This is a genomic window from Streptomyces sp. WM4235, from assembly GCF_001279725.1.
In the GTDB taxonomy this organism is placed as follows: Bacteria; Actinomycetota; Actinomycetes; order Streptomycetales; family Streptomycetaceae; genus Streptomyces.
This window is the reverse complement of record NZ_LGDE01000469.1, coordinates 31,355-50,558: the sequence shown is the minus strand read 5'-3', so window position 1 is coordinate 50,558 and position 19,204 is coordinate 31,355. Positions and strand designations below refer to the sequence as shown.

Sequence of the window (19,204 nt, the reverse complement as noted above, 5' to 3'; positions counted from 1 at the left end):
GCGGGTGTGATATTTCACATGTCACACTACGGAGATGGATGATCCTTTCCTCCCACTCGATCCCCTCCTCGCGGCACTCGATCCCTTCCTCGCGCACTCCGCGGCCACCGCCCGGTACACCCACGGCGCCCCGCGCGCGTTCTCCTTCGGGGACGAAGGCCGGCTCCTGTGGTTCCTCCGCTCGACGGGACCCACCGACCCCCTCGACGGCCTGTGGGTCCTCGACAGCGCCACCGGCGCCGAGACCCTCCTGGCCGACCCGCGCGCCCTGTCCCCCGAGGGTTCCGCGGGATCGGGCGAACTCCCCCTCGCCGAGCGTCGGCTCCGCGAACGCACCCGGCTCGTCGCCGCGGGCATCGGCTCGTACGAGCTCTCCGGGGACGGCCTGCGCGCGGTCTTCGCCCTGTACGGGCGGCTGTACGAGGTCGCGTACGGGAACGCCGCAGAGCCCGGCGGCCCGCGGGAACTCCCCGTCGCCGGACCCGCCTGGGATCCGCGCCCGAACACGGACGCCTCCCGGATCGCGTACGTCACCGAGGACGCCCTGTACGTCACCCCCGGCGGCCGGGTCAGCCCCGACGACGGCGCCCGCTGGGGGGTGGCCGAGTTCGCCGCCGCCGAGGAGCTCGGCCGGTCCCGGGGGCACTGGTGGTCACCCGACGGGGTCACCCTGCTCGCCGCCCGGGTCGACGAGTCCGCGCTCCCGAGGCGCTGGTTCACCGACCCGGAGCACCCGGAACTGCCGCCCGAGGACTTCGCGTACCCCGAGGCCGGCGGCCCCAACGCGGACGTCGGGCTGTGGGTGCTCCGGCCGGACGGCGGGCGCGTCCGGCTCGACTGGGACGCCGCCGCGTACCCGTACGTCTCGGACGCCGGCTGGGAGTCGCCCGAGGAGATCCTGCTGACCGTCCAGGACCGGCCCCAGCGCGAGGTCCTGCTGCTCGGCGCGGACCCGGTGACCGGCCGTACCCGCGAGCTGTCCCGCACCACTCACCCGCTGTGGGTGGACCCCATGCTGCCCGGCACGCCCGACCGGCTGCCCGACGGGCGGATGCTGACCGCCGCCGACACCCCCGGCGGGCGCGCCCGCGCGCTCGCCCTCGACGGAAGGCTCCTCACCGGCGACGACCTCCAGGTCCGCCGGGTGGCCGGAGTCCACCGGGACCGGCTGCTGATCGAGGCCGGCGGGCAGGACCCCGCCGAACAGCGGGTGCTGCTGCTCGATCCCGCGACGGGCGAGGTGAGCGCGGTCGCGGACGGGCCCGGGGTGCACTGCGTCCAGGCGTCCGCCGGCGCCCTGCTGCTCACCTCCGCCGACGCCGACGGGATCCGCCGGACCCTGCGCACCGCGGACGGGCGGGAGTTCACCCCGGGCGACCTGTCCGCGCCACTGCCCCACCGGGTGGTCCCGCTGTTGGAACGGGTCACCGAGCACGGCATCCCCACCGCGCTGGTCCTGCCGCGCGGCCACGTGCCCGGCACCCGGCTGCCCGTGCTCGTGGACGGCTACGGCGGCCCCGGCATGCAGGACGTGAGCGCGGAGCCCCGGCGCTGGCAGCACCGGCAGTGGTGGGCCGACCAGGGCTTCGCGGTGGTCACCATCGACAACAGGGGCACCGCGTACGTCTCGCCCACCCACACCCACGCCGTACAGGGCGGGTTCTCCCGGGTCGTCCTCGACGACCAGGTCGCGGCCCTGCGGGCCCTCGGCGCACGCCACCGCGACCTCGACCCGACCCGGGTCGGGATCCGCGGCTGGTCCTTCGGCGGCTACCTCTCCGCCCTCGCGGTGCTGCGCCGCCCGGACGTCTTTCACGCGGCCGCCGCCGGGGCCGCCCCCACCGACTTCCGGCACTACGACACGGCGTACACCGAGCGCTACCTGGGGCTCCCCCGGGACCACCCGCAGGCGTACGAGCGCGATGCGCTGATCGCGGACGCCCCCGGGCTGAGGCGTCCGCTGCTGCTGATCACCGGCCTGGCCGACGACAACGTCCACCCGTCCCACACGCTGCGCCTGTCCCGGGCCCTGACGGACGCGGGGCGCCCGCACCGGCTGCTCGCGCTGCCGGGAGTCACCCACATGACCCCCGGAGGCGTCAGGGAGAAGGTGATGGCGCAGGAACTGACCTTCCTCCGAGCCGAGTTGCGGCCCTGACGACCGGGCCGCCGGCTGCGGGACCGTGACGGGCGAGGGGCCCCGGAGCCGATCGTGTCGGCTCCGGGGCCCCTCGTTCTCCCTTCCCTGGGATCCCCGTCAGTCACCCGGGAAGTGACAGGCCACCTCTCGCGAGGCGACGGACCGGAGCACGGGCCGCTCCGCGCGGCAGATCTCCCGCGCCTTCGGGCACCTCGGGTGGAAGGCGCAGCCGGGTGGCGGGGCGGTCGGGCTCGGGGGGTCGCCGAGCAGCACGATCCGCTCGCGCCGCCGCTCGGCGGCCGGGTCCGGCAGCGGCACCGCGGACAGCAGGGCCCGGGTGTAGGGGTGTTGGGGGTTCTCGTACAGGGCGCGTTTGTCGCCGATCTCCACGATCCGGCCCAGGTACATGACGGCGACCCGGTCGCTGATCCGCTTGACGACGGAGAGGTCGTGGGCGATGAACACGTACGCCAGGCCCAGTTCCGTGCGCAGCCGCTCCAACAGGTTGACGATCTGGGCCTGTACGGAGACGTCCAGGGCGGACACGGGCTCGTCCGCGATGACCAACCGGGGTCCGGTGGCCAACGAGCGCGCGATACCGACGCGTTGGGCCTGACCGCCGGAGAACTCGTGCGGGTAGCGGTCGACGTGTTCGGGGACGAGGCCGACCAGTTCCATCAGCTCGACCGCCCTGCGCCGGGCGTCGGCCGCCGACCAGCCCTGCACGAGCAGCGGGTCGGAGATGATCCGGGCCACCGTCTGGCGGGGGTTGAGGGAGGAGTGCGGATCCTGGAACACCATCTGGAGGTCGCGCCGCAGGGGCCGAAGGGCGCCCTGGGAGAGCCGGCTGATGTCCCGGCCGTCGAAGGTGACACTGCCGGAGGTGGGCTCCAGCAGCCGTACGAGCATCCGGCCCGTGGTGGACTTCCCGCAGCCCGACTCCCCGACCAACCCGAGGGTCTCGCCCGCCGCCAGGTCGAAGGAGACCCCGTCGACGGCGCGCACGGGCGCCCCCCGACGCCCGGTCACCGACCGCCTGCCGGGGAAGGTCATGGTCAGGTCGCGTACGGACAACAGGGTGTCCGCGGCGGTGTCCGCCGAGGTGGGCTCGGTGGTGGGCGTGGCCATCAGGCCACCTCCTTCGCGTACCGGGTCCCGGCGTGGTGGCAGGCCACCGTCCGCCCGCCGGCGTGGGGCACGAGTTCCGGTCGTACGTCCGTGCACAGCGCGGTGGCCATCGGGCAGCGCGGCGCGAAGGCACAGCCCGGCGTAGGGTGCGCCGGCGAGGGCGGGGAGCCGGCGATGGCCCGCAGCGGGGCGTCGTCCGGGTCGTCGAGCCGGGGCAGCGAGTCCAGCAGCCCGCGGGTGTAGGGGTGGGCGGGGTCCGCGAACAGCGCGTCCACGTCCGCTCGTTCGGCGACCCGGCCGCCGTACATGACGAGCACCTCGTGGGCGACGCGGGCCACCACCCCCAGGTCGTGGGTGATCATCACGACGCCGAGGCCCCGGTCCTGTTGGAGCCGGGCGATCAGCTCCAGGATCTGGGCCTGCACCGTGACGTCGAGCGCGGTCGTCGGCTCGTCGGCGATCAGCAGGTCCGGTTCGCAGGCCAGGGCCATCGCGATCATGGCACGCTGACGCATGCCTCCGGAGAACTGGTGCGGGTACTCCCCCGCCCGCCGGGCCGGTTCGGGGATGCCGACCTCGCCGAGCATGTCGACCGCCCGCTTGCGGGCCGCGGCCCGCCCGGACCGCAGGTGCACGCGGACGTGCTCGGCGATCTGCTCACCGACGGTGTAGTAGGGGTGCAGGCTGCTCAGCGGATCCTGGAAGATCATGGCCATCCGACGGCCGCGGATCCGGGACAGCCGTTTCTCGGACATCCCGGTGAGCTCCTCCCCGTCGAGGGCGACGGAACCGCCGACCTCGGCGCCGCGGTGCAGACCCATGACGGCGAGCGAGGTGACGGACTTGCCCGAGCCCGATTCCCCGACGATTCCGAGCGTGCGGCCGGCCTCGACGGTGAAGCCGAGCGAGTCGACGGCCCGTACGACCCCGCGCGGGGTGGTGAACGTGACGCGCAGGTCGCGGACTTCGAGCAGGGGTGGCGGTGGTGCGGGGGCGTCCATCAGTACCTCACCCTCGGGTCGACGACGGCGTACAGGAGGTCCACGGCGAGATTGGCGAGGACGATGAAGAAGGCGGCAAGCAGGGTGACTCCGAGGACCACGGGTTGGTCGGAGCTGACGAGCGCCCCGTAGAACAGCCGCCCGACACCGGGGAGTCCGAAGATGGACTCGGTGATGACGGCGCCGGCGAGGAGCCCGCCGAGGTCCATGCCGAAGATGGTGAGGATGGGTGTCATGCCGGAGCGCAGCCCGTGTTTGACCACGACGATGCGTTCGGGCATCCCCTTGGCGCGGGCGGTGCGGATGTACGGCTCGGCCATCGCCTCGATCATCGAACCCCGGCTCTGGCGGGCGTACATGGCGGCGTAGAGCAGGGCGAGCGCGGTCCAGGGCAGGAGCAGGTTGGAGGCCCAGCCGAGCGGGTCGTCGGCGAGGGCCCGGTAGGTCGGGTAGGGCAGCAGTCCCGCGACGCGGATGACCCCGAAGATCAGCATCACCGAGGTGAAGTAGACGGGCAGTGAGGCGGCGGCGACGGCGCCGACCATGAGCGTCCTGTCGGTGGCGGTGTCCTTGCGCAGGGCGGCGGTGACCCCGGCGCCGAGACCGAGGACCAGCCACAGGACGGCCGCGCCGACGGCGAGGGAGGCGGAGACGGGGAGCCGGTCCATCAGCAGGTCCCAGACGGGCAGGGAGTTCTCGTAGGAGTAGCCCAGGCAGGGGAAGTCGCACTGGACGGCGTACTGGCCGGTGCCGAGGGTGCGGCCGGTGAAGATGCCGGTGAGGAAGTGGACGAACCGGCTCCAGAGGGGCTGGTCGAGACCGAGGTACTCGCGGACGTCGGCGAGTCGTTCGGGACCGCAGGTCTTGCCGCAGGCCGCGGCGGCCGGGTCGGAGGGCAGGACCTGGAAGATGACGAAGGTGACGGCGGCGATGGCGAGGAGCACGCCCGCGAGGGCGAGCAGCCGGCGGGCCAGGTAGAGGATCACGTCCGCCCGCCCCTCGGGTCGAGGATGTCGCGCAGCGCGTCGCCGAGCAGGGTGAAGGCGAGGACCGCGAGGAAGAGGAAGACGCTCGGGATGACGAAGTACACGGGGTCGGTCTCGTAGTAGGCCACGGACTCGGCGATCATCTGGCCCCAGGACGGGGTGGGCGGGCGGACCCCGACACCGAGGTAGCTGAGGGCGGCCTCGGTGCTGATCATTCCGGGGATCAGCAGGGTGGTGTAGGCGATCACCGGCCCGGCGACGCCCGGGAGGACGTCGCGGGTCAGGATGCGCCAGGAGCCGGCGCCGGCGACGCGGGCGGCGTCCACGTACTCGCGGTGCTTGAGGGAGAGGGTCTGGCCCCGGACCACGCGGGCGACGCCGGGCCAGCCGAAGAGGCCGATGACGGCGGTCATGAGCACGATCCGGTTGACTTCCTTGGCCACCGAGAGCATGGCGATCATGAAGATCAGGGACGGGAAGGACATGGTGAGGTCCATCAGGCGGGAGAGCACCGCGTCGACGCGGCCGCCGAAGTAGCCGGCGGCGATCCCGGCGGCCGTGCCGACGGCCACCACGATGGCGGTGGCGGCGAAGGCGATCAGGAGGGAGACCTGGGCGCCGGCCACGACGCGGGCGAACAGGTCGCGGCCGGTGACGGGTTCGACGCCCAGCCAGTGCGCGGAGCCGATCCCCCCGAAGGAGCCGAGGGGTTGGCCCGCGAGGTAGGGGTCGATGGCGGACTTGTCGAACTCGTTCGGGGACCAGCCGCCGAGCGAGCCCAGCCAGGGGGCTCCGACGGCCATCAGGACGAAGAGGAGGACGACGCAGAGGCTGACGCGGACGGTGGGGCGACGACGGAGTTCACGGCGGGCGAGCTGCCAGGGGCTGCTGCCCGGGGGAACGTCCTTGGTCGGGGCGGCAGTCGCCTCGGCCGCGGCGGGTCGGGATGCGGCGGGCTGGTGGTCGGCGGTCTGCTGGTCGGCGCGTTGATGGTCGGCGCGTTGGGATGCGGCGACTCGGTTGTCGGTCATGGCTCGACGGGCTTCCGGGTGTCCGTCGGGCCTCAACCCCGGCTCTTCGACGGGTCCTTGAGACCGATCGCGGCGTAGTCGACGGTGCCGGTCCACACCGGGTGGCCGAAGGCGCCCGCGATGTTGGTGCCGATGAGCAGGGGCTTGCGTTCCAGCAGGACCGGGACGGAGGGGGACTTCTTCATGATCTCCGCGTCGAGCGCGATCCAGGCCCGTTCGGCCTGCCCGGCGTCGGCCATGGCGTTGATCTCGTCGATCCGCTTCGTCGTCGCCTCGTCGCGGAACTGGCTGTAGTTGCCCTGGTTGCCCTTCTCCTTGACGGTGCGCCCGTCGAAGACGAAGGGGATCCAGGTGGAACCGGAGGGGTAGTCGGGACACCAGCCCGCGAGGGTCATGTCGGGGGTGGTGGAGAGGTCGCCGATGACGTCGTAGTAGGCGCCGGGGTCGATCGTGTCGATGACGACCTCGACGCCCGCCCGGGCCAGGCCCTGTTGGATGGCCTCGGCCTTGCCCTTGTCACCGGTGGAGACGGCGAAGGACACCTTCAGCTTCTCCTTGCCCGCGGCCTTGAGGAGTTCCTTGGCCTTGGCCGGGTCGCCGGCGGGCGGGATCTTGAGGGTGTCGGCCTGTCGGCCGCCGGAGAGGGCCGGGGGCAGGTAGGCGGTGGCCACCTCGTTGAGGGCGGGGCCACCTCCGGCCGTGACCACGGCCTCCTTGTCGACCGCGTACTGCATGGCCTCGCGGACCCGGGGGTCGTCGAAGGGGGCGCGGGAGTTGTTGAGGTGGAGCATCTCCGTACAGCCCTGGGACTCGGCGAGCAGTCGGGCCTTGACGTCCGCCTTGGGCAGGACCTTCGGTGCGCTCTCGGGCCGCATGTCGGAGTACTGGACGGCGGAGGCGTCCGCGCCCTCCCCGGCGATGATGCGGTCGTCGATCTGGCCGCCCTTGAGGCCCATCACGACGACGAAGCGGTCGGGGTAGGCCTTGCGGACGGTGTCGGTGCGGGCGTCCCAGTGCTCGTTGCGGACCAGGACCAGCTTCTTGTCCCGGTCGTAGGACTCGATCTTGTAGGGGCCGGAGGAGAAGGGGCGGGCGTCGTAGCGGGTGCCCGTCTCCTTGGACTGTGGGACCGGCGCGAAGGTCGGCAGGGTGGCGGTGGCGGAGAAGTCGGCGACCGGGCGCTTGAGTCGGAAGACGATCGTGCGGTCGTCGGGCGTCTTGATCGAGTCGAGGTGTTGCCCTTGGAGCGGGCCCTTGTAGCTCTCGCCGCCGGCCAGGTACTGGGCGGCGTAGTCGGGTCCGCCGGTCAGGTCGGGGGCGAAGGAGCGCTCGACGTTGTACTTGACGTCCTGGGCGCGGACGGGCGTTCCGTCCTCGTACTTCACGCCTTCCTTGAGGGTGAAGGTCCAGGTTCTGCCGCCGTCGGACGGGGTGCCGAGATCGGTCGCGAGGTCGGGCACCAACTCGCTGCCGGCCTTGCCCGGTTCGGCCTTGAAGGTGACGAGCGTGCGGTAGAGCAGGCGGGTCCCGAAGTCCATGGTCGGCATCGTCCAGTTGCGGGCCGGGTCGAGGTGGGAGAAGTCCTGGTTGGACAGGACGGTCAGGGTGCCGCCCTTGGTCGGGGTGCCGCCGAGCGTCTTGCCCTCGTTGGCCGCGGCGGGGTTGGCGGCGGGGCCGCCGGCGGAGCCCTTGCCGCCGGCGTCGGAGCAACCCGAGGCGCCGACGGCGAGTGCCGCCACCAGAGCGGTGGCGAGGGCGAGTTGGGTGCGCTTGGTCATGGGTCACTCCAGTGAGGGGCACTCTCTACGATGTGACCGGTAACATAGTAATGTGAAATTGCACTGACAAGGGTTCGGTCACGCCGTTACCCAGCCGTGTTCAAAGGACGTCGACGACAGGCCCTCCGAGGGGGCCGCCGACCCGCTGTGACATGCCCCACCCCCTCTTGCCGTGAGAAGGAAGGGTTACCTAAGTTCGACCGTATGCCCCCACATGACCCCACCCCCACCACCGGCCCGACCGACCCGGCGCTCGTCGGATTCGACGTCGACCTCACCGCGCACGAGGTGCTCCGGCGGGCCCACGTTCTGGACGCCCTCGGCGACGACTGGGATCCCGTCGAGGTGCTCCGCGGCGAGGAGGCGGCGTACGACCTGCTGTACTCCGGCCTCGACGAGGAGCAGCAGCGCGTGCACGACCGGCTCGTCGCCGCCGGCGTGCTCTCCCCGCGCGGGGGCGGCCGTGCTTCCGCTTGACCCGCAGGCGGATCCCGGACGCCGCGCCTGGGTGCCCTGCCCGAGCTGCGCGGACGACCGCGACTGCGCGCCGTGCGGGGAGCGGCGGACGTGTTCCGCCCACTGGCGCTACCTGCTCTCCAACAACGGGAGCCTGCTCCACCTCCAGTGCCCGGCCTGCACCCACGTCTGGGCGCACGAGAGCGGCTTCGGTGCCACCCGCTCCCTGTGGAGCCGGGTCACCGGCGGCGGCTCACGCCTCTGACCCCGACGGGCCGGGAGCACCGGCCCGCGCGGGGCCGCCTCAGACGCCGGAGCCGAGCCGGCCCGGCGTGCGTCCCACCGGCTCGTCGCGGCGCTGCGCCCAGAGGGAACGCACGTGGCCGAGGTGGCGGACCATGCACGCCTGGGCGGCCTCGGCGTCGCCGCTGATCATCAGGTCGAGCAGCTCGATGTGTTCCTCGGCGGAGGACACCAGCTTCCCGGCCTCGTCCAGGCCGGTCAGGCCGTAGAGCCGGGAGCGCTTGCGCAGGTCGCCGACCGTCTCGACGAGGCGGTCGTTGCCGGAGAGGGCCAGCAGACCCAGGTGGAAGCGACGGTCCGCCTCCAGGTAGCCGATGAGGTTGTGCTCCCGGGCGCTGGTGACGATCTCCAACGCGACGGGGCGCAGCGCCTCCAGCCTCTCGGGGGTGGCGATCTCGGTGATCCGGCCGATGGTCGGCACCTCGATCATCGTGCGGAGTTCGGTGTACTGGTCGAGGTCGCGTTCGCTGACCTCGGTGATCCGGAAGCCCTTGTTGCGGACCGGTTCCACCAGCCCCTCGCGGGCCAGGTCGAGCATGGCCTCGCGCACCGGGGTGGCCGAGACGCCCAGCTCGGCGGCGAGGCCGGGGGCGGAGTACACGCTCCCGGGGCGCAGTTCACCCGCTATCAGGGCTGCTCGCAGGGCATGGCCGACCTGGTCCCGAAGTCGTTCCTGGGCCTTGATGAGACTGTGCTGCTTCAGGTCACCCATTGCGTTTCCTCCGAGACCACTACACCAGCGGCGAGCAGAGGCCAGCGTACAATGTCACGTTGCGCCACTCGCCCCGGCGGCCCGGTACAGGGCGACCGCCACGGCGAGATCCTCCCAGGCCATGCCCACGCTCTTGAAGAGTCGCGGGGCATCCGCCCGCCCCGGCGGCGGGACGCGTCCCGCGACCAGGTCGGCCAGGGTGCCCGCGACGTGGCCGGGCCCCAGGAGGCCTTCCGCCTCCGGGATCAGCAGGTCCCCCGCCTCGCGCAGGGCCGCCGCGCGCGACTCCACGTACACGACCGCGCGCCGTACCAGGGCGCTGTCGGTCTCCCGGGCGTCCGGTTCGTGGGAGCCCACGGCGACGACGGTGGCGCCCGGGGCGACGAGCCGGCCGTCGAAGAGGGGTGCGCGGGCCGTGGTGCAGCAGACGATCAGGTCGGCCTCCGCCACCGCGGACGCCGTGCCAGGCCGGGCCGTGACCCCGAGGGAGCGGGCGTGCGCGACCAGTTTCGCGGCGCCGGCCGGGTCGCGGGCCACCACCACGACGTCCGCCGTCCCCCGCTCGGCGAGGACGGCTTCGAGGTGTCCGTACGCCTGCGGACCCGACCCGAAGAGGACCATGCTCGGTGGCCTCTCCCCCCGGGCCAGGTATCGCAGCGCGAGCGCCGACACCGCCGGGGTGCGCAGGGCGGTCAGCGCGGCCCCGTCGAAGAGGGCGAGCGGGCTCAGTGTGGGCCCGTCGAGGAGCAGGTACGAGCCGGTGATCCGGGGCAGGCCGCGCGCGGGGTTCCCGGGGGCCACCCCGGCGACCTTCACGCCGGCGTACCCCCCGAACGCGGCCGGCATCAGCAGCAGTTCCCCGCCGGGCACGGGCAGGGCGGTGCGGGGCGGGCAGGCCTCGGGGTCGAGCCCGGCCCGCAGCGCGTCGGCGAGGGCGTCGGCCGCCCCGGTCGGGGTGAGGAGCGCGGCCATCCGCGCGGCGGACCACTGGGGGATCACAGCAGGAACCCGGTACCCAGGTCGTCGTGCGGGTCGACGGTGAAGGTGTGCTCGCCGGTGCGGTGGGCGGTGCCGGTGACCTCGGTGACCGGGGCGTCGGGGGCGGTACCGGGCAGCAGCCGGCCGGTGAACAGCGTTCCCAGGACCGATTCGTGGAGCAGTTCCTCCCCCGGGCCCAGCCGCCCGTCCTCGGCCAGCAGCGCGAGCCGGGCCGAGGTCCCGGAGCCGCAGGGCGAGCGGTCGACCTGCCCGTCGGCGAAGACGGTGACGTTGCGCTGGTGCGGCCCGCGGGGGGTGTCGGGCAGCTCCTCGTGGAGGATCACCCCGTACACCCCGGAGAGCAGCGGTCCGTCGGGGTGCCAGGTACCGGGGTGGCCGGCGAGGGCGGCTCTGATCTCCCGCCCGGCGCGGACCAGTTCGGGCAGCGCCGCGCGGGAGACGTCCAGCCCGAGGTCGCGCGCCCGGACGGTGGCGTAGCAGGCGCCGGCGTGCGCGAGGTCCACCTCGACCGGGCCCAGGGTGGTGGCCACCGGGACCTTGCGGGCGCCGATCCGGGCCGGGACGTTGCGGAAGGTGATCCCGGTGGTGCGGGCCGCCTCGCGGTGCACGGTGACGGCGACCCGTCCGGAGGGCACGTCGATGCGGACCTGTGCGTCACCGGTGTCCGGGGCGGGGACCCGGCCGCTGTCCACGGCCCAGGCGCCGAGGGCCATGGCGCCGTGCCCGCAGGCCGTGGAGTAGCCGTCCTTGTGCCAGAACAGCACCCCGAAGTGGGCGCCGTCGTCGTCCGGGGGCACCACGAACCCGCCGTACATGCCCGCGTGGCCGCGCGGTTCCCGCACCAGCAGACGCCGTACGTCGTCCAGCGCGCCCCGGCGCGGGGCCGTCCCGGAGCCGCCGGGCCCGATGGCGGTGGCGCAGCGCTCGGCGACGGTGTCCCCGGGGATCGGGGGGAGGCCGTCGCAGACGATGCGGAAGGGTTCGCCGGCGGTGTGGTAGTCGACGGCGTGGACCGGGCGGGGCGCGTTGGTCACAGGAGGAACCCTCCGGGGAAGGGGTCGGACGGGTCGAGGAAGTACTGGGCGGTGCCCGTGATCCACGCCCTGCCGGTGACGGTGGGGACGACCGCCGGGAGTCCGCCGACGGTGGTCTCCCCGATCAGCCGGCCGGTGAACTCGGTGCCGATGAAGGACTCGTTGACGAAGTCCGCGCCCTGTTCCAGCAGGCCGCGGGCGTGCAGTTGGGCCATGCGCGCGCTGGTGCCCGTACCGCAGGGCGAGCGGTCGAACCAGCCGGGGTGGATGGCCATGGCGTGGCGGGAGCGGCGGGCGTCGGATCCGGGGGCGGCGAGGTAGACGTGTTTGACGCCGGCGATGGAGGGGTCCTCGGGGTGGACGGGCCGGTCGTCCGAGGCGTTGACGGCGTCCATGACGGCGAGCCCGGCGGCGAGCAGTTCGTCGCCGCGGGCGCGGTCGAAGGGCAGCCCGAGGGCGTCGAGTTCGACGAAGGCGTAGAAGTTGCCGCCGTAGGCGAGGTCGTGGGTGACGGTGCCGAAGCCGGGGACCTCGACCTTGCGGTCGAGGCCGACGGCGAAGGCGGGGACGTTGGTGAAGGTGGCGGACAGGGCGGCGCCGTCCTCGACCAGGACGTCCACGCTCACCAGCCCGGCCGGGGTGTCGAGGCGGACGGTGGTGACCGGTTCGACGACCGGCACCATGCCGGTTTCGACGAGCACCGTGGCCACCCCGATGGTGCCGTGTCCGCACATGGGGAGCAGGCCCGACACCTCGATGTAGAGCACGCCGAAGTCGGCGTCGGGTCGGGTGGGGGGCTGGAGGATCGCGCCGCTCATCGCGGAGTGGCCGCGCGGCTCGTACATGAGCAGCGTGCGGACGTGGTCGAGGTGCTCGATGAAGTGCAGCCGCTTCTGCGCCATCGTGGCTCCGGGGATCACCCCGACCCCGCCGGTGATCACCCGGGTCGGCATGCCCTCGGTGTGCGAATCGACCGCGTGGTAGATGTGTCGCGTACGCATGTGGACTCCTCCGGGGGCTAGTTGAGGCCTTCGGCGAGGGCCTTCTCGGTGGCGGCCCGGACCGCCGCCTCGGTCTCGCCGGTCAGCGGGAAGCGGGGCGGGCGGGTGGCGCCTCCGGGGCGTCCGGCCAGGTCCATGGAGAGTTTGATGGCCTGGACGAACTCGGTCTTGGAGTCCCAACGCAGCAGGCTGTGCAGGGACTTGTAGAGCGGCAACGCGGTGTCGAGGTCACCCGCGACGGCGGCCCGGTAGAGGGTGGCGCAGGAGCGCGGCAGGGCGTTGGGGTAGCCGGCGATCCAGCCGACGGCCCCGGCGAGGGCGAGTTCGAGGAGCACGTCGTCGGCTCCGACGAGCAGGTCGAGTCCGGGGGCGAGTTCCGCGATCTCGTAGGCGCGGCGGACGTCGCCGGAGAACTCCTTGACGGCGACGATGCTGCCGTCGGCGTGCAGCCGGGCCAGCAGGGCCGGGGTCAGGTCCACCTTGGTGTCGATGGGGTTGTTGTAGGCCACGACGGGCAGGCCCGCGCGGGCGACCTGGGCGTAGTGCTCCCGTACGGTCCGCTCGTCGGCGCGGAAGGCGTTGGGGGGCAGCAGCAGGACGGAGCCCGCGCCCGCCTCGGCGGCCTGGTCGGCCCAGCGGCGGGCCTCGGCGCTGCCGTAGGCGGCGACGCCGGGCATGACCCGCTCGCCGTCGCCGGCCGCCTCGACGGCCGTACGGACGACCCGGGCCCGCTCCTCGTCGGTGAGGGTCTGGTACTCCCCGAGGGAGCCGTTGGGGACGACGCCGTCGCAGCCGTTGGCGATCAGCCAGGCCACGTGTTCGGCGTAGGCGTCGTGGTCGACGGTCAGGTCGTCGCGCAGGGGCAGTGCGGTGGCGACCATGATTCCGTGCCAGGGGCGGGTGCGGGCGGGCGCGGGGGTGTGCGCGTGGGTCATGAGAGCTCCCTAGAGTGGTGTGTGACATTTTACTAGTGGGCGCAGGAAGCCCACAAGGGTCCCGGGATCCCGGATCGGGATCGATCAGCTTTCCTCGGCGGGCAGTTCGGCGAGCCGGCGCAGCGGAACCGGGCAGGACAGGGGCCTGCGGTCCGGGTCCGGGTCCCGCCCCGCGAGGGCGGCGACGGCCGGGCCGCACATCCGGCCCTGACACCAGCCCATGCCCGCCCGGGTGAGCAGTTTGACGGTACGGGCGTCCCGCGCGCCCAGGTCGCGCACCGCCTCGCGGATCGGGCCGACGGGGACCTCCTCGCAGCGGCACACCTCGGTGTCCTCCCGCAGCCATCCGGTCCACCCCGCCCCCGGACGGTGGGCCGCGCCCATCGCCTCGGCGAACGCGCGCAGCCGCGCACGCTGTCGGCCGAGCGCGGCGGGGACGGGCCGACCGGCGATCGTGTGGGCCGCGATCTCCCCTTCCACCAGGGCCAGTCGGGCGCCGCCGATGCCTCCGGTCTCCCCCGCCGACCAGACGCCGGGCACGGAGGTCCGCTGGCGCGCGTCCACCTCCAGGGCGACGGCGCCGTCCGCCCCGAGTCGGGTGGCGCAGCCCAGCCCGGTGGCCAGTTCCAGTTGCGGCACCAGCCCGTGGCCCACGGCGAGGGCGTCGCAGGGGACGCGGCGGCCGGTGCCGGGCACCGGCCGCCACTGCCGGTCGAGTCGGGCCACGGTCACCGCCTCGACCCGGTCGGCGCCGTGCGCCTCGGTGACGGCGTGCCGGGTGAGCAGGCGGATCCCGTGCCGCAGCAGGGCCCCGCCGTACGTGGCGGCCTCGCCGAGCTTGCCGGGGTTGCGCAGCAGGGCGGGGAGCCGGCCGGCGTACGCGGTGTACGCGGCGGCCTCCACCACCGCCGCGACGGTGGCGCCGGCCGCCGCGAGGGACCCGGCCACGGCGAGCAGCAGCGGCCCGCTCCCGGCGACGACGATGCGCCGGCCCGGCAGCACGAGCCCGCCCTTGAGCATGGCCTGCGCGCCGCCGGCCCCGATCACCCCGGGCAGTGTCCAGCCGGGGAAGGGCAGTTGACGCTCGAAGGCGCCGGTGGCGAGGAGCACGGCGCGGGCGGGTACGGCGACGGCCTCCTCCTCGGGGCCGGCGACGGCGTGCAGCAGCAGGCCGGCTCCGGCGGGGACGACGGTCCACACGTGGTGGAGCGGGAGGTGGGTGATCCGGCCCGCCGACGCGTGGGCGCGCAGGGCGGCCTCGCGGGTGGCGAAGGCGGCCCAGTCGTGGTGCAGGACCTCGGGGCGGGCCGCGCCGAGGGCGGGTGCGGGGCGGCGGTAGTACTGGCCGCCCGGCCGCTCCCCCGCGTCCAGCAGGGTGACGTTCAGCCCGAGGTCGGCGGCCGTGACGGCGGCGGCGAGCCCGGCGGGGCCCGCTCCGACGACGGCGAGGTCGCACGGCACGCCGTCAGACGCCGAGTTCGGCACGGCCGGTCCCTTCCTGGGTGGTGACGGTGTCCCCGGGGCGGGCCGGGGTCAGGCAGGCGCGCAGGTTCGGGCGCCCGTTGACGGTGACGAGGCAGTCGTGGCAGCTCCCGATCCCGCAGAACACCCCGCGCGGCGCGCCGTTCTCGCGGGTGGTGCGCCAGGCGAGGACGCCCGCGCCCCAGAGGGCGGCGGCGATGCTCTGGCCCGCGCTCGCGGGCAGTTCGCGGCCGTCGAAGCGCAGGACGTACGTGGCCCGGGGCGCGCCGCCGACCAGGTCGCGGGGCGACCGGGCGGGGCCGCGAAGCAGCCGGCGCAGGGGGCCGCGCGGCGGGCGGTCGGGGTCGGTGGGGCCGGTCATCGCCTGGTCTCCTTCGGTTCGCCGGTGGCCGGGGGGCCGAACCGGTCCGGGCGGAACGGACGCGGATCCAGCGGGGGTTCGGTCCCGGTGAGGGCCGCGGCGATCAGCAGCCCGGTGGCCGGCGCCAGGCCGATGCCGGCGCCCTCGTGGCCGCAGGCGTGCAGCAGCCCGGGGGCCCGGGGGTCGGGGCCGATCGCCGGGAGGTGGTCGGGCAGGTAGGGCCGGAACCCGTGGTAGGTCCGCAGCACCCGTACGTCGGCCAGTACCGGGAACAGCGCGGCCGCCTGCGCGGCGAGCCGGTGCAGCGCCCGTGTGGACAGGCCCCGTTCGAAGCCGACCCGCTCCCGGGTCGCCCCGATGAGCACCGGCCCCGAGGGGGTGCCCTCGACGACGGCCGAGGACTGGAGGGCCGCGGAGCCGCTGGCCACGTCCGCGATGTAGTCGGCGGCGTACACCTTGTGCCGGACCACCCTCGGCAGCGGCTCGGTCACCAGGACGAAGCCGCGGCGCGGCAGCACCGGCAGGGTGGTCCCGGCGAGTTCGGCGATCCTCCCGCCCCAGGTGCCGGCGGCGTTGACGACGGCCGACGCCCTCAGCTCCCGGCGACCGGTGCGCACCCCGCACACCCGGCCGCCCTCGGTGAGGAGCCCGGTGACCTCCTCCCCGAGGTGGACCCGGGCGCCGGAGGCGGCGAGCAGTCGCGCCGCCGCCTGCGCGGGGTGGACCTGGGCGTCCTGCGGGTAGTGGAAGCCGCCCGCCTGCGCCGGGGCCAGATGGGGTTCCAGGTCGCGCAGTTCCCCCGGTCCCACCTCGACGGCGTCGACGCCGGCGCCGCGCTGGCCCCGGGCGAAGGCGCGCAGGGCCTTCAGGGTGGTGTCGTCCGGTGCGACGACCAGTCCGCCCTTGGCCTCGTACTCCACGGCGTGCGGGAGGACCTCGGCGAGTTCGCGCCACAGCCTCGCCGACAGCAGGGCCAGGTCGAGTTCGGGCCCGGCCTCCTTGTCGGAGACGAGCAGGTTGCCCTCGCCGGCGCCGGTGGTGCCGCCGGCCACGGGGCCGCGGTCCACGACGGCCACGGAGAGTCCGGCGCGGCCGGCGTGGTACGCGCACGCGGCGCCGACGACGCCGGCGCCGATGACGACGACGTCCAGGGAGTGTCTCTGGGGCACGGCAGTAATATGTCACATTCTTCATAGGGTGCCTAGGCACTCCGGGGCCGGTCCCGCCCCCCGTTCACGACGGGACCGACCACCGGCGTCGGTCAGTCGCGCAGCGGTCCCTCGCAGCTGTAGGGGGAGGTCCCCGCGACCTTGTTGGTCCAGATCTCCACCGGGCCGAACGAGCAGTTCATGTCGGCCAGGTTGTTCGAGGCCGCGCCCGCCCGGTCGAGGAGGAAGTAGTCCACCGTCTCGGACATGTCCTTGAAGTTCTGGTCGTCGTTGCGCCAGTTCTTCAGGTTCGCGGTGATCCGGCCGGTACAGGTGAACCGGCGCTTGCCGGGCTCGCCGTTCTCCACGCAGTCCGGGGTGTTGTACGTGGCCGTCGCGAAGGTCGACTTCACCGAGGCGAGCGCGGAGTCGCGCAGCCGGTCGTTGGCGGTGAAGGTGGTGTTCGGCACGTACAGCTGGTCCACCTTGGCGATCTGCGCGTCCAGGAAGCGGTTGTAATCGCGCTGGAGGTAGGTGTCCGCGCCGGTCCGGTGGCGCCAGGCGTCGTACGCGGCGACGTCGTCGCCCCGCAGATGGGTGTACATCTCGCGCAACAGCATGGGCTTCTCGGTCCACAGGAACTCGAAGAAGGTGCCGGCGTAGCTGTAGAAGCGGAAGCCGTCGCCGTCGTAGGTGGCGTTGAGCAGCTGCTCCACGGTCATCCGGGGGCCGCCGCCCGCCGTGTCGGCGATGACGCTCTTGACCAGGGACTTGCGCACGGCGATGCCGTTGTCCCGGGTGGCTCCGTCGAAGAACTCGGCCGTGCCCTCGTCCATGGCGGTCGTGCGGTCGCCCTCGTACCAGGGGCCCTCGCCGAAGAAGCCGGGGACGGCGTAGCGGCCGTTGAGGTAGTGCGTGTACTCGTGGCGGAACAGCTCCTCCAGCGTGAGGGAGGAGTCCTGGGGGACGCGGCGCTGGTAGGTGTAGAAGGTGGCGCCGTTCTCGATGTAGATGCCGCCGTTGTTGGTGCCGTAGCCGGTGAGGATGGGGTGGTAGTTCTCGTAGTCGGCGCGGGAGGCGTACAGCACGATGTTCAGCGTGGTGTTGGGGTCGCCGGCGAGCGGCTGCTCGGTGCCGAGCACCCGGTGGTACTGGGACTTGACCTGCTTGCTCGCGTAGTAGAGCTGGTCGACCGTGGCCCGGTCGAGGGCGGTGCGGACCTTGATGGCGCCGTTGTCGTAGGGGTACGTGTAGGGGAAGAGCTGCTTCTCGATGTCCTCCTTGCACACCCCGTACGGCTTGCACGCCTCGTAGAAGTTGAGCCAGGAGACGATCTTGGCCCACTGCTCGCTGCCGTTGCCGAAGCCGGACCGGACCGGTTCCAGCAGGGCGCCGAGGTCGGCGACGACCTGGCCCTTGAGGGCGTCGATCTGGCCGAAGCGGCCGTACTCGCCGAGCGCGTCACGGGCCACCCACGCGTTGCCGCCGCCCTTGAGGTGGACGTAGCCGCCGAAGGCCTTGAACACGGCCCGGTAGGCCGGGTCGGCGGAGACCGCGGCCTGGAAGGCGGCGTCCTGGTTGCCCGGGTAGACGCCGAGGTAGTTGACGGAGAGCGCCGCGAGGGCCGCGCCGCCCCAGGAGGCGTCCTGGTTGGTCGCGGGGTGCGCCGGGTCCATGGTGGCGAGCACCTTGGAGATCAGGCCGAGTTGGTGCTGTCGCAGGCCGGGGGCGCTCGCGGCGTAGAGGGCCTCGCGCAGGGTGCGGGCGTTGGTCGGCGTGGCGTCGAAGGTGTGGGCGGCGGCGCCGAAGTCCGCGACGGCGCGGCGCATGGCGTCGACGGTCGGGGCGTCGGTGACGTCGATCTCGTCGCGGGAGTAGTCGTGGTAGGCGACGGCGTGCAGGTAGGTGAACATCTCCTCCAGGTGTGAGGAGTTGCGGCCGTCGTGGGCGGCGGCCGCGGCGGATATCCGGCGGGAGACCGCCTGGACGTGGGCGTCCGACATGACGGGCGCGAGGCGGGCGTCCCAGGTCCAGATGAGGCCGCGCAGACAGCCGTCGGCGAGGACGGCCGGGTCGCCGAGGAAGTCGGCGAAACGTTCCGGCGAGAGGCCGGTGATCCCGTCGAGGGTGCAGGGGACGGCGACGGCCTGGTTCCGGGTGGTGGGCGCGGCCTGGGCGGCGGCCGCCGTGCGGCTCTTCTCCGCGCGCTCGCCGGCCGAGGCCGAGGCCGCGTCGAGGGGCTTCGTGGCGGGGCGCGCGGCCCCGGGGATCGCGCCCTTGTCGACGGCGAGGCCGCCGGGTGCGGTGGCCGGGGCCGGTACGGGCTCCCGGGCGTCGGCGAGGCGGTCGACCTCGTCGAAGGGGTTCGGCGCGCCGACGCCGGGGGCGCCCGCGGCGGGGGCGCCGGCCGCGAAGGTCGCGGGAACCGTCGCGCCGTTCTCGGCCGCCCGGGTCACGGCCTGCCCGGCGAAGGCGAGGAGCGTGACCGCGACGGCGGCCGAGAGGAGGGACGTACGCACAGCTCTGTGCTGGGACACCGAGAACTCCTGGTGGGGAGGGGAGGTGGGGGAAGTGGTGCGCGAACTGCCTGCGGTGGACTGCCCTGCGTCACACGGCGTTTGACGGGGATTAACGTGCCGCGGTGTGAGCTGTAACATAGTAATGTGAAATTGCACTGACAAGACCTGTGCGACCACCAGTTCGCTTCTT

The 19,204-nt window shown here is 73.5% G+C and carries 17 protein-coding genes; 3 read left to right on the top strand and 14 right to left on the bottom strand.

All coding sequences use genetic code 11. From position 1 onward, the window contains the following. Nucleotides 1-34 precede the first annotated feature (34 nt). Entirely contained in the window at nt 35-2,158 is a 2,124-nt protein-coding gene (locus tag ADK55_RS34215) for a S9 family peptidase (RefSeq protein WP_053684675.1), read from the top strand. 99 nt (nt 2,159-2,257) lie between these two features. Here the strand turns inward: ADK55_RS34215 and ADK55_RS34210 are convergent, their stop codons facing one another. The 5 genes from ADK55_RS34210 to ADK55_RS34190 are packed head-to-tail and all read right to left on the bottom strand — an operon-like array spanning nt 2,258 to nt 8,064. Then, entirely contained in the window at nt 2,258-3,268 is a 1,011-nt protein-coding gene (locus ADK55_RS34210) for an ABC transporter ATP-binding protein (RefSeq protein WP_053684673.1), read from the bottom strand. Continuing rightward, nucleotides 3,268-4,269 carry an ABC transporter ATP-binding protein gene (locus ADK55_RS34205; RefSeq protein WP_053684671.1) on the bottom strand — a complete coding sequence of 334 codons (1,002 nt, stop codon included), beginning with the start codon at nt 4,267-4,269 and terminating at the stop codon, nt 3,268-3,270. Before ADK55_RS34205 ends, ADK55_RS34210 begins: the two co-directional genes overlap by 1 nt. Continuing rightward, the gene (locus ADK55_RS34200) at nt 4,269-5,255 is read right to left on the bottom strand and encodes an ABC transporter permease (RefSeq protein ID WP_053684669.1); all 987 of its coding nucleotides are present in this window, start codon (nt 5,253-5,255) and stop codon (nt 4,269-4,271) included. Before ADK55_RS34200 ends, ADK55_RS34205 begins: the two co-directional genes overlap by 1 nt. After that, the gene (locus tag ADK55_RS34195) at nt 5,252-6,286 is read right to left on the bottom strand and encodes an ABC transporter permease (protein ID WP_107089386.1); all 1,035 of its coding nucleotides are present in this window, start codon (nt 6,284-6,286) and stop codon (nt 5,252-5,254) included. The genes ADK55_RS34200 and ADK55_RS34195 overlap by 4 nt, the downstream gene beginning before the upstream one ends. 32 nt (nt 6,287-6,318) lie before the next feature. Next, complete coding sequence (locus tag ADK55_RS34190) at nt 6,319-8,064, bottom strand: ABC transporter substrate-binding protein (protein ID WP_053684667.1); 1,746 nt, start codon at nt 8,062-8,064, stop codon at nt 6,319-6,321. Nucleotides 8,065-8,268: 204 nt separating this feature from the next. On the opposite strand from ADK55_RS34190, the gene ADK55_RS34185 reads away from it, so the two are divergent. After that, nucleotides 8,269-8,541, top strand: coding sequence for a DUF6400 family protein (locus ADK55_RS34185; RefSeq protein ID WP_053684665.1), 273 nt, complete (start codon nt 8,269-8,271; stop codon nt 8,539-8,541). After that, a complete protein-coding gene (locus ADK55_RS34180) occupies nt 8,528-8,785 on the top strand; it encodes a hypothetical protein (protein ID WP_053684663.1) in 258 nt (85 codons plus the stop codon). Before ADK55_RS34185 ends, ADK55_RS34180 begins: the two co-directional genes overlap by 14 nt. A gap of 39 nt (nt 8,786-8,824) precedes the next feature. On the opposite strand, the gene ADK55_RS34175 is transcribed toward ADK55_RS34180, so the two are convergent. The 9 genes from ADK55_RS34175 to ADK55_RS34135 all read right to left on the bottom strand — a co-directional run bounded on the left by ADK55_RS34175 (nt 8,825) and on the right by ADK55_RS34135 (nt 19,032). Beyond that, on the bottom strand, nt 8,825-9,535 hold the full coding sequence (locus tag ADK55_RS34175) for a GntR family transcriptional regulator (RefSeq protein WP_053684661.1): 711 nt from the start codon (nt 9,533-9,535) through the stop codon (nt 8,825-8,827). A 54-nt stretch (nt 9,536-9,589) separates the two neighbouring features. Next, on the bottom strand, nt 9,590-10,507 hold the full coding sequence (locus ADK55_RS34170; protein WP_053684850.1) for an ornithine cyclodeaminase family protein: 918 nt from the start codon (nt 10,505-10,507) through the stop codon (nt 9,590-9,592). A 23-nt stretch (nt 10,508-10,530) separates the two neighbouring features. Beyond that, the gene (locus ADK55_RS34165) at nt 10,531-11,568 is read right to left on the bottom strand and encodes a proline racemase family protein (protein ID WP_053684660.1); all 1,038 of its coding nucleotides are present in this window, start codon (nt 11,566-11,568) and stop codon (nt 10,531-10,533) included. Next, the gene (locus tag ADK55_RS34160; RefSeq protein WP_053684657.1) at nt 11,565-12,569 is read right to left on the bottom strand and encodes a proline racemase family protein; all 1,005 of its coding nucleotides are present in this window, start codon (nt 12,567-12,569) and stop codon (nt 11,565-11,567) included. The genes ADK55_RS34165 and ADK55_RS34160 overlap by 4 nt, the downstream gene beginning before the upstream one ends. Nucleotides 12,570-12,586: 17 nt before the next feature. After that, nucleotides 12,587-13,504: a dihydrodipicolinate synthase family protein gene (locus ADK55_RS34155; RefSeq protein ID WP_053684655.1), complete on the bottom strand. Its 918-nt coding sequence runs from the start codon at nt 13,502-13,504 to the stop codon at nt 12,587-12,589. An 84-nt stretch (nt 13,505-13,588) separates the two neighbouring features. Further along, complete coding sequence (locus ADK55_RS34150; RefSeq protein WP_053684653.1) at nt 13,589-14,989, bottom strand: NAD(P)/FAD-dependent oxidoreductase; 1,401 nt, start codon at nt 14,987-14,989, stop codon at nt 13,589-13,591. Beyond that, nucleotides 14,970-15,347 (bottom strand): (2Fe-2S)-binding protein, encoded by a 378-nt coding sequence (locus ADK55_RS34145; RefSeq protein WP_199826702.1) that lies wholly within the window; start codon nt 15,345-15,347, stop codon nt 14,970-14,972. The genes ADK55_RS34150 and ADK55_RS34145 overlap by 20 nt, the downstream gene beginning before the upstream one ends. Continuing rightward, nucleotides 15,344-16,516 carry an NAD(P)/FAD-dependent oxidoreductase gene (locus ADK55_RS34140; protein ID WP_053684650.1) on the bottom strand — a complete coding sequence of 391 codons (1,173 nt, stop codon included), beginning with the start codon at nt 16,514-16,516 and terminating at the stop codon, nt 15,344-15,346. The genes ADK55_RS34145 and ADK55_RS34140 overlap by 4 nt, the downstream gene beginning before the upstream one ends. A 92-nt stretch (nt 16,517-16,608) precedes the next feature. Next, entirely contained in the window at nt 16,609-19,032 is a 2,424-nt protein-coding gene (locus ADK55_RS34135) for a collagenase (protein WP_053684648.1), read from the bottom strand. Nucleotides 19,033-19,204 lie beyond the last annotated feature (172 nt).